This is a genomic window from Microbacterium sp. Root553, assembly GCF_001426995.1.
Taxonomy (GTDB): domain Bacteria; phylum Actinomycetota; class Actinomycetes; order Actinomycetales; family Microbacteriaceae; genus Microbacterium.
Genome location: NZ_LMFY01000001.1, coordinates 22,371 through 35,741, shown reverse-complemented (window position 1 = coordinate 35,741; position 13,371 = coordinate 22,371). Strand labels below are relative to the sequence as shown.

13 protein-coding genes are annotated in these 13,371 nt (G+C 70.1%); 1 reads left to right on the top strand and 12 read right to left on the bottom strand.

Annotated features, from left to right (window positions below; genetic code table 11):
- Positions 1 to 9: 9 nt before the first annotated feature.
- The 6 genes from paaE to ASD43_RS00130 form a co-directional block, all read right to left on the bottom strand.
- On the bottom strand, positions 10 to 1,191 hold the full coding sequence (paaE, locus tag ASD43_RS00155) for a 1,2-phenylacetyl-CoA epoxidase subunit PaaE (RefSeq protein WP_056411961.1): 1,182 nt from the start codon (positions 1,189 to 1,191) through the stop codon (positions 10 to 12).
- On the bottom strand, positions 1,191 to 1,739 hold the full coding sequence (gene paaD / locus ASD43_RS00150) for a 1,2-phenylacetyl-CoA epoxidase subunit PaaD (RefSeq protein ID WP_082539146.1): 549 nt from the start codon (positions 1,737 to 1,739) through the stop codon (positions 1,191 to 1,193). Before paaD ends, paaE begins: the two co-directional genes overlap by 1 nt.
- Positions 1,733 to 2,584 carry a 1,2-phenylacetyl-CoA epoxidase subunit PaaC gene (paaC, locus tag ASD43_RS00145; protein WP_056411959.1) on the bottom strand — a complete coding sequence of 284 codons (852 nt, stop codon included), beginning with the start codon at positions 2,582 to 2,584 and terminating at the stop codon, positions 1,733 to 1,735. The genes paaD and paaC overlap by 7 nt, the downstream gene beginning before the upstream one ends.
- A complete protein-coding gene (gene paaB, locus ASD43_RS00140) occupies positions 2,581 to 2,886 on the bottom strand; it encodes a 1,2-phenylacetyl-CoA epoxidase subunit PaaB (protein WP_045253118.1) in 306 nt (101 codons plus the stop codon). Before paaB ends, paaC begins: the two co-directional genes overlap by 4 nt.
- Positions 2,886 to 3,893 (bottom strand): 1,2-phenylacetyl-CoA epoxidase subunit PaaA, encoded by a 1,008-nt coding sequence (gene paaA, locus ASD43_RS00135; RefSeq protein ID WP_056411956.1) that lies wholly within the window; start codon positions 3,891 to 3,893, stop codon positions 2,886 to 2,888. The genes paaB and paaA overlap by 1 nt, the downstream gene beginning before the upstream one ends.
- An 87-nt stretch (positions 3,894 to 3,980) precedes the next feature.
- Positions 3,981 to 4,400, bottom strand: coding sequence for a hypothetical protein (locus tag ASD43_RS00130; protein ID WP_056411954.1), 420 nt, complete (start codon positions 4,398 to 4,400; stop codon positions 3,981 to 3,983).
- Between the two features lie 93 nt (positions 4,401 to 4,493).
- On the opposite strand from ASD43_RS00130, the gene ASD43_RS00125 reads away from it, so the two are divergent.
- Positions 4,494 to 6,617, top strand: a complete 2,124-nt coding sequence (locus tag ASD43_RS00125; protein WP_056411950.1) for a RecQ family ATP-dependent DNA helicase — start codon at positions 4,494 to 4,496, stop codon at positions 6,615 to 6,617.
- 30 nt (positions 6,618 to 6,647) lie between these two features.
- On the opposite strand, the gene paaK is transcribed toward ASD43_RS00125, so the two are convergent.
- Genes paaK through ASD43_RS00095 form a run of 6 tightly spaced genes read right to left on the bottom strand, consistent with a single transcriptional unit; the run spans position 6,648 to position 13,303 of the window.
- The gene (paaK, locus tag ASD43_RS00120) at positions 6,648 to 7,943 is read right to left on the bottom strand and encodes a phenylacetate--CoA ligase PaaK (RefSeq protein ID WP_056411948.1); all 1,296 of its coding nucleotides are present in this window, start codon (positions 7,941 to 7,943) and stop codon (positions 6,648 to 6,650) included.
- Positions 7,944 to 7,988: 45 nt separating this feature from the next.
- On the bottom strand, positions 7,989 to 8,372 hold the full coding sequence (paaI, locus tag ASD43_RS00115; RefSeq protein WP_056411944.1) for a hydroxyphenylacetyl-CoA thioesterase PaaI: 384 nt from the start codon (positions 8,370 to 8,372) through the stop codon (positions 7,989 to 7,991).
- Between the two features lie 5 nt (positions 8,373 to 8,377).
- On the bottom strand, positions 8,378 to 10,474 hold the full coding sequence (gene paaZ / locus ASD43_RS00110) for a phenylacetic acid degradation bifunctional protein PaaZ (protein WP_056411941.1): 2,097 nt from the start codon (positions 10,472 to 10,474) through the stop codon (positions 8,378 to 8,380).
- On the bottom strand, positions 10,456 to 11,391 hold the full coding sequence (locus ASD43_RS00105; RefSeq protein WP_082539144.1) for a 3-hydroxyacyl-CoA dehydrogenase family protein: 936 nt from the start codon (positions 11,389 to 11,391) through the stop codon (positions 10,456 to 10,458). The genes paaZ and ASD43_RS00105 overlap by 19 nt, the downstream gene beginning before the upstream one ends.
- Positions 11,388 to 12,119, bottom strand: a complete 732-nt coding sequence (locus tag ASD43_RS00100; RefSeq protein ID WP_056411938.1) for an enoyl-CoA hydratase/isomerase family protein — start codon at positions 12,117 to 12,119, stop codon at positions 11,388 to 11,390. The genes ASD43_RS00105 and ASD43_RS00100 overlap by 4 nt, the downstream gene beginning before the upstream one ends.
- A complete protein-coding gene (locus ASD43_RS00095) occupies positions 12,116 to 13,303 on the bottom strand; it encodes a thiolase family protein (protein ID WP_157550648.1) in 1,188 nt (395 codons plus the stop codon). The genes ASD43_RS00100 and ASD43_RS00095 overlap by 4 nt, the downstream gene beginning before the upstream one ends.
- Between the last annotated feature and the right edge of the window lie 68 nt (positions 13,304 to 13,371).

The window sequence follows — 13,371 nt, the reverse complement described above, 5'->3', positions numbered from 1 at the left end:
GGATGCTCCTCAGACGTCGTAGTCGACGACGATGCGGTCGCTCGTCGGGTGCGACTGGCAGGTCAGCACGTAACCGCGCTCGATCTCGTCCGGCTCGAGCGCGTAGTTCTCGGTCATCGTCACGCTGCCCTCGACGACCCGCGCGCGGCAGGTGCCGCAGACACCTCCCGCGCAGGCGAAGGGTGCGTCGGGGCGCACACGCAGCGCCGCGTTCAGCACGGACTCGTGGGCGTCGACCGGGCTCTGCACGGTCGACGAGACGCCGTCGAGGGTCACCTCGATGCGGATCGTGCGCTCTCCCGCCCGCACCTCGACCGGTCGTGCCGCACGCACCGGCTCGTCGCCCGTCGTGAAGAGCTCGAAACGGATGTGCTCGCGCGGCACGCCCACGTCGGCGAGCACCTCGCGGCACAGGTCGACGAGCGAGAGCGGGCCGCAGAGGAACCACTCGTCGACATCGGTCGGGTCGATCAGCATCCGCAGGATCGTGCGCAGCTTCTCCTCGTCGATGCGTCCGGACAGCACCGGCGCGGTGCGCTGCTCGCGCGAGAGCACATGGTGCAGCGTCAGCCGTGTCGGGTACCGGTCCTTCAGATCGGCGAGGTCTTCGAGGAACATCACGTCGAGCGTCGAGCGATTCGTGTACAGCAGCGTGAAGCGCGAGGTCTCCGAGCGGGTCAGCACGGTGTGTGCGAGTGCCATCAGCGGCGTGATGCCCGAGCCCGCGGCGATGCCGACGACATGGCGGTGATCGAGGTCGTCGAGGCCCGAGGTGAAGGTGCCCTGCGGGCTCATCACGTCGATCTCGAACCCGGGATGCAACCCCGTCTGCGCCCAGGTGGAGAACAGCCCGCCCTCGTCGCGCTTCACGGCGACGCTCAGGCGGGTCGGCACGCCCGCGGCGATCTGCTCCGCCGTGCGGTGCTCGGGGGCGCGGCACAGCGAGTACGACCTGCGCACCTCGGTGCCCTCGAGGGTGGTGCGCAGGGCCACGTACTGGCCGGGCAGGTGGTCGTACTCGTCGGCGAGCTCGGCGGGAACGGCGAAGGTCACCTCGACCGCGTCGTCGGTGAGCGGCCGCACCTCCTCGACGGACAGCGTGTGGAAACGGGCCCGTTTCCTGGTCGCCGCCGTGGCGGGACGCGGGGCGGATGCGGGGGCCACCGCACCGGACGGAGCGAACAGCGACATCAGTGCACCTTGAAGTGGTCGAAGGGCTCGAGACAGGCGCGGCATTCGAACAGCGCCTTGCACGAGGTGGATCCGAAACGCGACACCTCGCGGGTGTCCAGTGAGCCGCAGCGCGGGCATCGCACGCTGATCGCCAGCCGGATCGGGCCGGAGGAGATCGCCGCCCGTCCGCTCGGGGGAGCGATGCCGTACTGAGACAGCTTCTGCGTGCCGGCATCCGACATCCAGTCCGTCGTCCAGGCGGGGGAGAGGACGAGGCGCACCTCGACGTTCTCATAGCCGGCCGCGGTCAGGGCGAGGATGACGTCGTCGCGGATCGTGTCCATCGCCGGGCATCCGCTGTAGGTCGGGGTGATGTCGACCACGACGGTGTCGCCCTGCACGGTGACCGCCCGCAGCACGCCGAGGTCCTCGATCGTGAGCACCGGCACCTCGGGATCGGCCACGGCCGCGGCGATCCGCCAGGCGGCGGCGTGGGACTCGGCCCGCTGAGCCCGCTCCGGCTCCTGAGCCCGCTCCGGCCCCTGAGCTTGACGAAGGGTCACCACGATGCCCCCGGATGCCGTCGCGCGAGCACCTGCATCTCGGCGAGGAGATGTCCGAGCGATGTCGCGTGGTGGCCGCGCCGTCCACCGGCCGATGATGCCGCGACGGCGGGTGTCGTCAGCTCCGCGTCGGCGAAGACCGTGTCGACGACCGCGTCGAAACCGGGACGGAGCGTCGAGGGCCGCGCCGCGGCGTCGCCGAGGCGCTCGATCAGGGGTTCGTCGCGGAAGAGCTCGTCGACGTACGGCCAGACATCGCCGAGCGCCCGGACGATCCGCCGCCTCGACTCGTCGGTGCCGCCGGCCAGGCGCAGCACCCACTGCACGGAGTGGTCGCGGTGGTAGTCGACCTCTTTGAGCGACTTCTCGGCGATCGCCGCGAACGTCCGCTCGGTGCTCGCGCGCAGAGCCGCGTAGAGCTCGAACATGTAGGTCGACACCACGAACTGGCGCGCGATCGTCTGCGCGAAGTCTCCGTTGGGCTGCTCGACGATCCAGGCGCTGCGGAACTCAGGCTCGTCACGGAAGAAGGCGAGATCGTCTTCGGAGCGTCCGTCGTAGGTGCCGGCGAAGTGCAGGAAGGAGCGTGCGTGGCCCAGCAGGTCGAGGGCGATGTTGCCGAGGGCGACGTCTTCCTCCAGCTCGGGGGCGCGGGCGATCCACTCGCCGAGCTGCTGGGAGAGGATCAGGGCGTCGTCGCCGAGCCACAGCGCGTACTCGGCGATGTCGGCGGATGCGGCGGCGGAGCCGGTTCCGGTGATCTCGTCGCTCAGTCGCAGCTCATCGACCGAGACGTCGCCGTGCAGGTCGCCATCGTCGAGGGGGCCCTGAGCCTGTCGAAGCGTCACAGGTGCGGCACCCCTTCGGAGGCCGTGTAGTACACGGCGTGCCGATAGTTCTTGCCTGCGGGGCTCTCGAAGTAGGCGCCCTTGGCATCGGGGTCGCTGGTCGTGATCGCCTCGGCGGGAACGGCCCAGATCGACACGCCTTCGCCGCGACGCGTGTAGAGGTCGCGGGCGTTGCGGATCGCCAGGTCGGCATCCGGGGCATGCAGCGACCCGACGTGCACGTGGCTCAGACCGCGGTTCGCGCGCACGAAGACCTCCCAGAGGGGCCAGGGCTCGCGCTCGTCGGCTCCGGGGGTCGCCATCACGCCACGACTCCGACCGGCCCTTGAGCCCGACGAAGGGACTGCTTGCGGGCGTACTCGGCGGCGGCCTCGCGCACCCACGCGCCGTCTTCGTGCGCCGTGCGACGACGCTCCAGACGCTCGGCGTTGCAGGGCCCATTGCCGCGGAGCACCTCGAAGAACTCGTCCCAGTCGATCTCGCCGATCACGTACTGTCCGGTCTCCTCGTCGAGGCGCAGATCGGGATCGGGAAGGGTGACGCCGAGGATCTCCGCCTGCGGCACGAGCATCCCGACGAAGCGCTGGCGCAGCTCGTCGTTGGTGAAGCGCTTGATCTTCCACTTCATGGACTGCGCGGAGTTCGGGGACTGGTCGTCCGGCGGGCCGAACATCGCCAGACTCGGCCAGTACCAGCGGTTCACGGCATCCTGTGCCATCTGCTTCTGCTCGTCGGTGCCCTGCATGAGCGAGAGCAGGATCTCGAATCCCTGCCGCTGGTGGAACGACTCCTCCTTGCAGACGCGCACCATCGCGCGGCCGTACGGGCCGTACGAGGCACGGCACAGCGGCACCTGGTTCACGATCGCCGCGCCGTCGACGAGCCATCCGATCGCGCCCATGTCGGCCCAGGTCGGGGTGGGGTAGTTGAAGATCGACGAGTACTTGGCCCTGCCGCTGATGAGCTGGTCCATCATCACGTCGCGAGTGATGCCGAGGGTCTGGGCGGCGGAGTAGAGGTAGAGCCCGTGGCCGGCTTCGTCCTGCACCTTGGCCATGAGGATCGCCTTGCGCTTGAGGCTCGGCGCGCGGGTGATCCAGTTGCCCTCCGGCTGCATGCCGATGATCTCGGAGTGCGCATGCTGCGAGATCTGACGGATCAGCGTCTTGCGGTAGGCCTCGGGCATCCAGTCGCGGGGTTCGATGCGCTGCTCGTTCGCGATGAGCTCGTCGAACAGGCGCTCCTCGTCGGAGATCTGGTCATCGGCGGACTCTCCCGTGATGAGGGAGAGATCTGCGGGGCTTGTCATCATCGACTCCTCGGTATCCGACCTGCTTTACTGACCGGTCGTTAGGTAATTCTGACACGAGGGTCGTCGGCGCGCAAGGCGGGGCGCTCAGCGCGAGCGCGCGACGAGGTCGAGAAGTGCGCGGCCGTAGGCCTCGGACGGATCCGGATGCTCGAATCGCAGGGTCGAGCCCGCGATCTCGACCTCGACGACGAAGGCGTCGGAGAGGCGCGTCAGCGAGCGGAACGTGCCGCGCAGGAGCTCGCGCAGCTGATCCTCCCGCGGAAGCCAGACAGCGTCCGCCAGCGTGACCGCATCGAGGGCCCACTCCGTCGTGCCGTTGAACGCGAGGTCGGTTCCGCTGGGAGTCTGGCGGGCCTCGATGGTCATCCCGCTGACCGTGAACACATCGGCCTCGGCTTCGAGCTCCACCTCGTCCGGCAGATCGAGCTGGAAGCGATCGCCCTCCGCGGGGTGCCACACGAGGCCGGCGTCGCGCAGGGATACGGCCAGTTCTCGGGTGATCATCTCTCCACGCTAGACGACGTGGTCGGGCCCGGGCGCGGATCGGGCTGTGGAGGGAGGGGCCGGGGTGTCGGTGGGGTCGGGCAGAGTGGAGGCATGACTTCCTCCGCACCCGTCGACACCCGTGGCGCCGCTCTCGGCGCGCTGCGCGAGCTCGTCGGCCGCCCCGACGCCGACTTCCACGACGGCCAGTACGAGGCGATCGAAGCGCTCGTCGAGGGGCGGCGTCGCGCGCTCGTCGTACAGCGCACGGGGTGGGGCAAGTCCGCGGTGTACTTCGTCGCGACCCTGCTGCTGCGACGACAGGGGGCGGGGCCGACCGTGCTCGTCTCGCCGCTGCTCGCTCTGATGCGCGATCAGATCGCCGCCGCCGAGCGGGCCGGCGTGCGCGCCGTGGCGATCAACTCGACCAACGCGCACGAGTGGTCCGAGGTGATGCAGCAGCTCGACCGCGACGAGGTCGACGTGCTGCTGGTGTCTCCGGAGCGACTCAACAACCCCGCGTTCCGTGAGCAGCAGCTGCCCGCTCTCGTGCGACGGATCGGCATGCTGGTGGTCGACGAGGCGCACTGCATCAGCGATTGGGGGCATGACTTCCGCCCCGACTATCGGCGGCTGCGCGATCTGATCGAGCAGATGCCCGTCGCGGTGCCCGTTCTCGCGACGACCGCCACGGCCAACAGCCGGGTCGTCGCCGATGTCGCCGAGCAGCTCGGCACGGGCGCCGCGGAGGAATCCGGTGATGGCCCCGAAGTGCTGACGATCAGAGGCCCGCTGGCCCGCACCTCGCTGCGGCTCGGAGTGCTGCGCCTGCGTGATTCGGCGAGCCGCCTCGCCTGGCTGCTGAGCCACATCGACGACCTGCCCGGCTCGGGCATCATCTACACGCTGACGGTCGCCGCGGCCGTCGACACCGCGCGGCTGCTGCGCGAGCACGGGCACGAGGTGCGCGCCTACACGGGCCAGACCGACACCGACGAGCGCGCGGAGTCCGAGGGGATGCTGAAGCGCAACGAGGTCAAGGCTCTCGTCGCGACGAGCGCTCTCGGCATGGGGTTCGACAAGCCCGACCTCGGCTTCGTCCTGCATCTCGGTGCACCCTCGTCGCCGGTCGCCTACTACCAGCAGGTCGGTCGTGCGGGGCGCGCGAGCGAGAGCGCCGACGTCCTGCTGCTGCCCGGCGTCGAAGACCGCGACATCTGGCACTACTTCGCGACGGCGTCGATGCCCGACCGCGAGCGGGCCGAGCGCGTGATCGGCGCGCTGGGCGATCAGCCGATCTCGACGCCGGCGCTCGAAGCGATGGTCGACATCCGGCGCACGCCGCTCGAGCTGCTGCTCAAGGTGCTCGACGTCGACGGAGCGGTGCGACGGGTGCAGGGAGGGTGGATCGCGACCGGGGAGCCGTGGGTCTACGACGCCGAGCGTTATGAGCGCATCGCGGCCGAACGCCGTGCCGAGCAGCAGCACATGATCGACTACGAGCAGACCGACGGATGCCGGATGGAGTTCCTCCAGAGATCCCTCGATGACGACACCGCCGCGCCCTGTGGTCGGTGCGACAACTGCGCGGGGGTGTGGTTCCCGAGCGAGATCGGCGAGTCCGCGACGACCCAGGCGGCGCACTCGCTCGACCGGGTCGGCGTGCCGGTCGAACCGCGTCGCGCGTGGCCGACCGGGGCCGATCGGCTCGACGTCCCCGTCAAAGGACGCATCCCCGCCGACGAGCAGGCGGGGGAGGGGCGTGCCCTCGCACGTCTGACCGACCTCGGCTGGGGTGGCAGGCTGCGGGAGCTCTTCGCGGCGGGAGCCGCCGATGCTCCCGTCATCCCGCAGGTTCTCGGCGGATGCGTGCGGGTCCTCACCGAGTGGGGGTGGGCGCAACGCCCCGTGGCGGTGGTCGCGATGCCCTCACGGTCGCATCCGCTGCTCGTGGACTCGCTCGCCCGCGGGATCGCCGAGATCGGCCGCCTTCCCTATCTCGGCGCGCTCGATCCGGTGAACGGCGGACCGACCGGTCAGCCCGGCGGCAACAGCGTCTTCCGTCTCGCCGGTCTGTGGGACCGGTTCAGCGCACAGGGGCTCGACATCCCCGACGGCCCCGTCCTCCTCGTCGACGACCTGGCCGACAGCCGGTGGACTCTGACCATCGCCGCCCGCACGCTGCGTCAGGCCGGTGCCACGGAGGTGCTCCCGTTCGTCCTCGCGCTCCGCGGCTGATGCCGATGACGCAGCTCCGACCGGAGCACCTCATCGCAGGTCGTACACGCGCTTGTACTTGCCCTCGCTCCGAGGGAGCGCGCCCGGCTCCTCGACCTCGACGTCGACGCTGGTGCCGATGTGCATCTTGATCCGGTGGGTGAGCACCGCTGCGGCGGCCTCGCACTCCTCGGCGCTCAACGACGGGTGTCGCTCGATGCGCACGGTCATCGTGTCGAGCTGACCGGCACGATGCAGCTCGAGCACGAAGTGCGGCGTCAGGGTCTCGATGCCCATCACGAGTTCCTCGATCTGCGTGGGGAAGAGGTTCACGCCGCGCAGGATGATCATGTCGTCGTTGCGCCCGGTGATCTTCTCCATGCGCCGGAGCGCCGGGTAGGTCGTGCCCGGGAGAAGCCGTGTGAGATCCCGCGTCCGGTATCGGATGACGGGGAACGCCTCCTTGGTGAGCGAGGTGAAGACCAGCTCGCCGAGTTCGCCGTCCGCCCGCCGCCCGCCGGTGTCGCCGTCGATGATCTCGGGCAGGAAGTGGTCCTCCCAGATGTGCGGGCCGTCTTTCGTGAACACGCTCTCGCTCGCGACACCGGGTCCCATCACCTCGCTGAGACCGTAGATGTCGACCGCATCGATGTGCAGTCGACGTTCGATCTCGCGACGCATCTCGTTCGTCCAGGGCTCGGCGCCCAGCACCGCCACCCGCAGCGACGTCGCGGTCGGGTCGATCCCGGCCGCCTCCATCGCATCCGCGATCGTGAGCAGGTAGCTGGGGGTGCACAGGATGGCATCCGGTTCGAAATCCCGGATCAACTGCACCTGTCGTGCGGTCTGCCCTCCCGACACGGGGATCGCCGTGGCGCCGAGCCGTTCGATGCCGGCGTGCGCCCCGAGTCCTCCGGTGAAGAGCCCGTATCCGTAGGCGTTGTGCACCTTCATCCCCGCCCGGATCCCCGCCGCGTGCAGCGACCTCGCGACCAGGTCGCCCCAGCGGTCGAGGTCGCCCTCGGTGTAGCCGACCACGGTCGGACGCCCCGTCGTGCCGGACGACGCGTGGATGCGCCGGACATCGGGCAGGGGAACGGCGAACATCCCGAAGGGGTAGCTCTCGCGCAGATCGGCCTTGGTGGTGAAGGGCAGCTTCTGCACGTCGTCGAGCGTGCGGATGTCGTCGGGGTGCACGCCGTGCTCGGCGAACTTCCGGCGATACGTCGGCACGTTCTCCCACGCGTGGTGCACGGTCCACTGCAGACGCTCCAGCTGCAGACGGGCGAGCTGATCGGGCGAATGCAGTTCGGGTTCGGTTCCGATGTCGGCACGGGTAGCGGTCATCGTCGACTCCTTCGTCGTGAACAGGGGGGGTGGACGCGGGGGTGCTCAGGCGGGATGCGAGCGGTTCGTCGTGAGTGAGCGGCCCCGCACCTCGGCGACCACGTCTCCTGAGTCATCGGTGACGGTGACGTCGTAGAGCCCGTTGCGGCCGCTCACGACCCGGCGCACGGCGTGTGCGGTCAGCCGCTGCCCCGCGCTCGTCGACTTCAGGAAGGCGATGTCGGCGCCACCGGCGACGGTGACCCGTTCATCCTCGTTGCAGGCGATCGCGAAGGCGGTGTCGGCGAGAGTGAACACCAGACCGCCGTGCGTGATCGCGAAGCCGTTGAGCATGTCGTCGCGCACCGTCATCGACACGACGGCCTCTCCCGGCACGTCGAGCTCGATGACCATGCCGAGCATGGCCGAGGCGGCATCGCGCTGCATCATGGGCCTCATGCGGCCACGACCTCGGTGGTGTCGTCCTTCTCGACGAGGGTGAGCACGTCGTATGTCGCGACGAGCTCGTCGCTCTGATTGCGGATCACGGCATCCCAGCGCACCTCGCCGTACCCGTCGGTCTCGCGGGGAGTGATCTGCTTGGCGGTGAGCTCGACGCGGATCGTGTCGCCGGGGGAGACGGGGGTGATGAACCGCAGGTTCTCGAGCCCGTAGTTGGCGAGCACGGGGCCGGGCTCCGGGTCGACGAACAGCCCGGCCGCCCAGGAGACGAGCAGGTAGCCGTGGGCGACCCGACCGGGGAAGAACGGGTTGGCGGCGGCGGCCGCCTCATCCATGTGCGCGTAGAACGTGTCGCCGGTGAAGTGCGCGAAGGTCTCGATGTCGGCGAGCGTCACCTCGCGCGACGCGGACACGATCTGATCGCCGATGCGGAGCTCTGCGAGCGACTTGCGGAACGGATGCCGGCCGTCGCTGTGCGCGGCAGCCCCGGCGTGCCACACACCGGTCAGCGCGGTGAGCATGTCGGGTGAGCCCTGCACGGCGGTGCGCTGCATGTGGTGGAGCACCGCGCGGATGCCGCCGAGCTCCTCGCTGCCGCCGGCCCGGCCGGGTCCTCCGTGCACGAGGGTGGGGAGCGGGGAGCCGTGACCGGTCGACGATCGCGCGTCATCGCGGTCGAGCAGCAGCATCCGGCCGTTGAAAGGCGCGATGCGCGCGGCCAACTCCACAGCCTGCACCGGGTCGTGGGTCGCGATGCTCGTGACGAGGGAGCCTCCGCCCCTCGCCACGAGCGCCGCGGCGTCGGCGGTGGTGTCGTAGGTGATCAGCGAGGAGACCGGACCGAACGCCTCGATCGAGTGCGCGGCCTCGGATCCCGAGTCGTCGAAACGCAGCAGCACCGGCGAGACGAACGCCCCCTGAAGGGAGGGGCCCGTGCTGCCGTCGGCGAGGCGCACGTCCGGGACATCGGTGGTGCCGACGACGATCCGCCCGCCGCCCGTCTGCAGTCTCTGCACCTGGCGAAGCACCTCGTCGCGCTGCGCGGTCGAGGCGAGAGGGCCCATCGTGACGCCCTCGGCGCGCGGGTCGCCGAGCACGGTCTTCTCGGCGATGCGCGCCCGCACGGCCGCGATCACGGCGTCCGCCGAGCCCGCGGGCACGATCGCGCGGCGGATCGCCGTGCACTTCTGGCCGGCCTTGGTCGTCATCTCCGTGACGAGCTGGCGCACGTAGGCGTCGAACTCGGGCGTCCCCTCGACGGCGTCGGTGCCCAGCACCGACGCGTTGATCGAGTCGGTCTCGGCGGTGAAGCGCACGCCTCCGACCTGCACGGCGGGGTGGGCCTTGAGGCTCTCCGCCGTCGACGCGCTGCCGGTGAAGCCGACGATATCGCCGAGTCGCAGGTTCTCGAACAGCTCGGGAACGCTTCCGCTGACGAGCTGGAGAGACCCTTCGGGCAGCAGTCCGGACTCGACGAGGATGCGCACCATCGCCTCCGCCAGGTATCCCGTCGGGGTGGCGGGCTTCACCAGCGTGGGCATGCCGGCGAGGAACGCCGGAGCGAACTTCTCGAGCGATCCCCACACGGGGAAGTTGAACGCGTTGATCTGCACCGCGACGCCGGGCAGCGTCGTGTAGACGTGACGACCGAGGAAGGATCCGTCCTTCGAGAGCGGCTCGACCGGACCGTCGACGTGAACGCGGCTGTTGGGCAGCTCGCGCCGTCCCTTTCCGGAATACGAGAACAGCACGCCGATTCCGCCGTCGATGTCGACCCACGAGTCGTTCTTCGTGGCGCCCGTGCGGGACGACAGCGCATACAGCTCGTCCTTGCGTTCGGTGAGCGCGAGCGCGAACTGCTTCAGCAGCACCGCACGCTGGTGGAAGGTGAGAGCGCCGAGGCTTCTCTGCCCCACCGAACGCGCGTGCTCCAGCGCCCCGGCGAGGTCGAGGCCGTCGGTGGAGACGTGCGCGACGACGTCGCCGGTGGACGCATCTCGCACCTCGGTGGAGCGCACGGGGGACGACGGCGTCCACCACTCGCCCTGGACATAGCTCGGCAGATACTCGGTCATCTCTCCTCGTTCCATGCGTAGAACCCTTCGCCGCTCTTGCGACCGAGCTTTCCTTCGGCGACCAGGCGCCGCAGGAGGTCCGGCGGAGCGAAGCGCGCGCCGAGCGTGCGCTCCAGCTCCTCGGCTATCCCCAGGCGCACATCGAGGCCGACCACGTCGGTCGTGCGCAGGGGGCCCATCGGATGCCGGTATCCGAGCGTCATCGCCGCGTCGATGTCGGCTGCCGAGGCGACGCCCTCCTCGAGCATCCTGATCGCCTCGAGGCCGAGCATCACGCCCAGTCGGGACGAGGCGAAGCCCGGCGAGTCGCTCACGACGATCGGTGTCTTGCCGAGAGCGCTCACCCATCCGGTCGCGCTGTCGACGATCGCCGTCTCGGTCCGGCCGCCGCGCACGATCTCGACGAGCGCCGACGCCGGCACGGGGTTGAAGAAGTGCAGACCGAGGAAGCGCTCGGGGCGCAGCCGATCCGCAGCCAAATCGTCGATCGAGATCGATGAGGTGTTGCTCGCCAGCGTCGCGTGAGCCGGCATCGCCACTTCGGCGCGACCGAGGGCATCGTCCTTGAGGGCACGGTCCTCCGGTACCGCCTCGATCACGAGGTCGACCGCAGCGAACGCCGCGATGTCGGTACCGGTCGTGAGCCGGTCGGCGAGCTCTGCCGCATCCAGAGAGGAGTCGCGTTCGACGGATCTGCGGATGCTGTCGCTGATGCGCGTCAGGGCGGCGTCAGCGCTGGCCGCGTCCCGCTCGACCACGCTCACGTGCGAACCCGCGAGCAGGAACGCATGCGCGATGCCGGCGCCCATGCGCCCGCCGCCCAGCACGCCCACGTGTGCCGGTGCGACGTGGGCGCGCTTCGTCTCGCTCCGCTCGCTCAGCGGGCGGGTGGGGTCGGTGCGCTCGCTCAGCGGGCGGGTGGTCTCGCTCATCGGGTCTTCCTCTCGAGGAATGCGGTCATCCGGCGGTGCTTCTCCGGCGAGTCGAACAGCTCGGCCTGCAGCTCGAGTTCGATCGCCGGGTGCTGCGCTCGAGGGGTGCGCAGGGCCCGCTTCGTGTATTGGGTCGCCAGCGGATCGTTCGCCGCGATGCGATCGACGATCCCGTGAGCTGCGGCGAGCAGCTCGTCGGCCGGATGCACCGACGAGACCAGGCCCCAGCGCAGCGCTTCCTCGGCGTCGAGCGCTCGACCGGTGAGCAGCAGTTCGCCGGCTCGCGCCTCGCCGACGATCTCGGGCAGGCGCCAGGTGGCGCCTGCCGCCGCGATGATCCCGAGTCCGGTCTCGGGGTTGCCGATGCGGAGGGACGGCGTGGCGATGCGGATGTCCGCGGCGTAGGCGAGCTCGGCCCCGCCGCCGAGGGCGTAGCCGTCGATCGCGGCGACCACGGGCATCGGCAGCTCATGGATGCGGATGAACACGGTCGCGTTGATGCCGCGCCTGGCGTCGTCGGCGGTGCGGTCGCGCAGCTGTGCGATGTCGGCGCCGGCGGCGAAGACACCGCCCGATCCCGCGAGGATCAGCGTGCGCGGAGCATCCTCGAGCATCGCGCACAGCCCGTGCAGCGCGTCGACCGTCGCCTGGTCGATGGCGTTGCGCTTCTCGGGGCGGTCCAGCGTCGCGACGATCCGGTCGTCCTGCTCCTCGATGTGCAGGGTCACGTCAGGCGCTCGACGATCATGGCGGCGCCCTGCCCGACGCCCACGCACATCGTGGCCAGTCCGTAGCGTGCGTTCTCGCGCTCGAGCCGTCCGAGAAGCGTCACGATCAGTCGCGAGCCGCTGGATCCCAGCGGATGGCCGAGCGCGATGGCGCCACCGTCGGCGTTGACCATCGCCGGGTCGAGTCCCAGGCGGCGCATGCAGGCGAGGGACTGCGAGGCGAAGGCCTCGTTCAGCTCGACGGCGCCGAGGTCGCCGATCTGCAGACCCGCCTTGGCGAGCGCCTTCTGGGTGGCGGGCACCGGGCCCAGACCCATGATCTCGGGAGCGAGCGCGGCTGTCGCGGATGCCACGATGCGCGCACGCGGGCGCAGTCCGTGCCGTTCGACGGCCTCGGCGCTCGCCACGACGATCGCGGACGATCCGTCGTTCAGCGAACTGGAGTTCCCGGCGGTGACGACCTCGCCGCCGGCGACGACCGCACGCAGCCCCGCGAGTGCGTCGAGGGTGGTGTCCCGTCGAGGACCCTCGTCGGTCTCGACGAGCCCCCGGTTCGTCTCGACTCCCACGATCTCGGCGGCGAAGCGCCCGGCGTCGATCGCGGCGATCGCCCGCTCGTGGCTCTGCAGAGCGAAAGCGTCGGCATCCGCCCGACTGATCGCATCGACGCGCGCGACCTCCTCCGCCGTCTCCGGCATCGAGAACGTCGCCTTGTCGCGCGCGCTCAGCCGGGGGTTCGTGAAGCGCCAGCCGATCGACGTGTCGAACGCGGCACCGGGCCGTGCCCATGCCCGGTCGGGCTTCGCCTGCACCCAGGGCGCACGGGTCATGGATTCGACGCCGCCCGCGATGACGAGGTCGGCGTCTCCTGCGCGCACGGCGTTCGCGGCGAGGGCGATGGCCGACATCCCCGAGGCGCAGAGACGGTTGACGGTCAGGCCGGGGATCGAGTCGGGGAGACCCGCGAGCAGCACGGCCATGCGCGCCACGTTGCGGTTGTCCTCGCCCGCCTGGTTCGCAGCGCCGAGGATCACCTCGTCGATCTCCTCGACGGGAAGGCCGGACCGGCGGGCGGTCTCACCCACCACCAGGGCTGCGAGGTCGTCGGGGCGCACGGACGCGAGTGCCCCTCCGTAGCGCCCGACGGGGGTGCGGACGCCATCGACGAGATAGGCCTCGGACATCATCATCCTCTCGATCACCGACGCTGGCGATAATTTCAGACCGATCGGTCAGGAATACGATCTCAGAT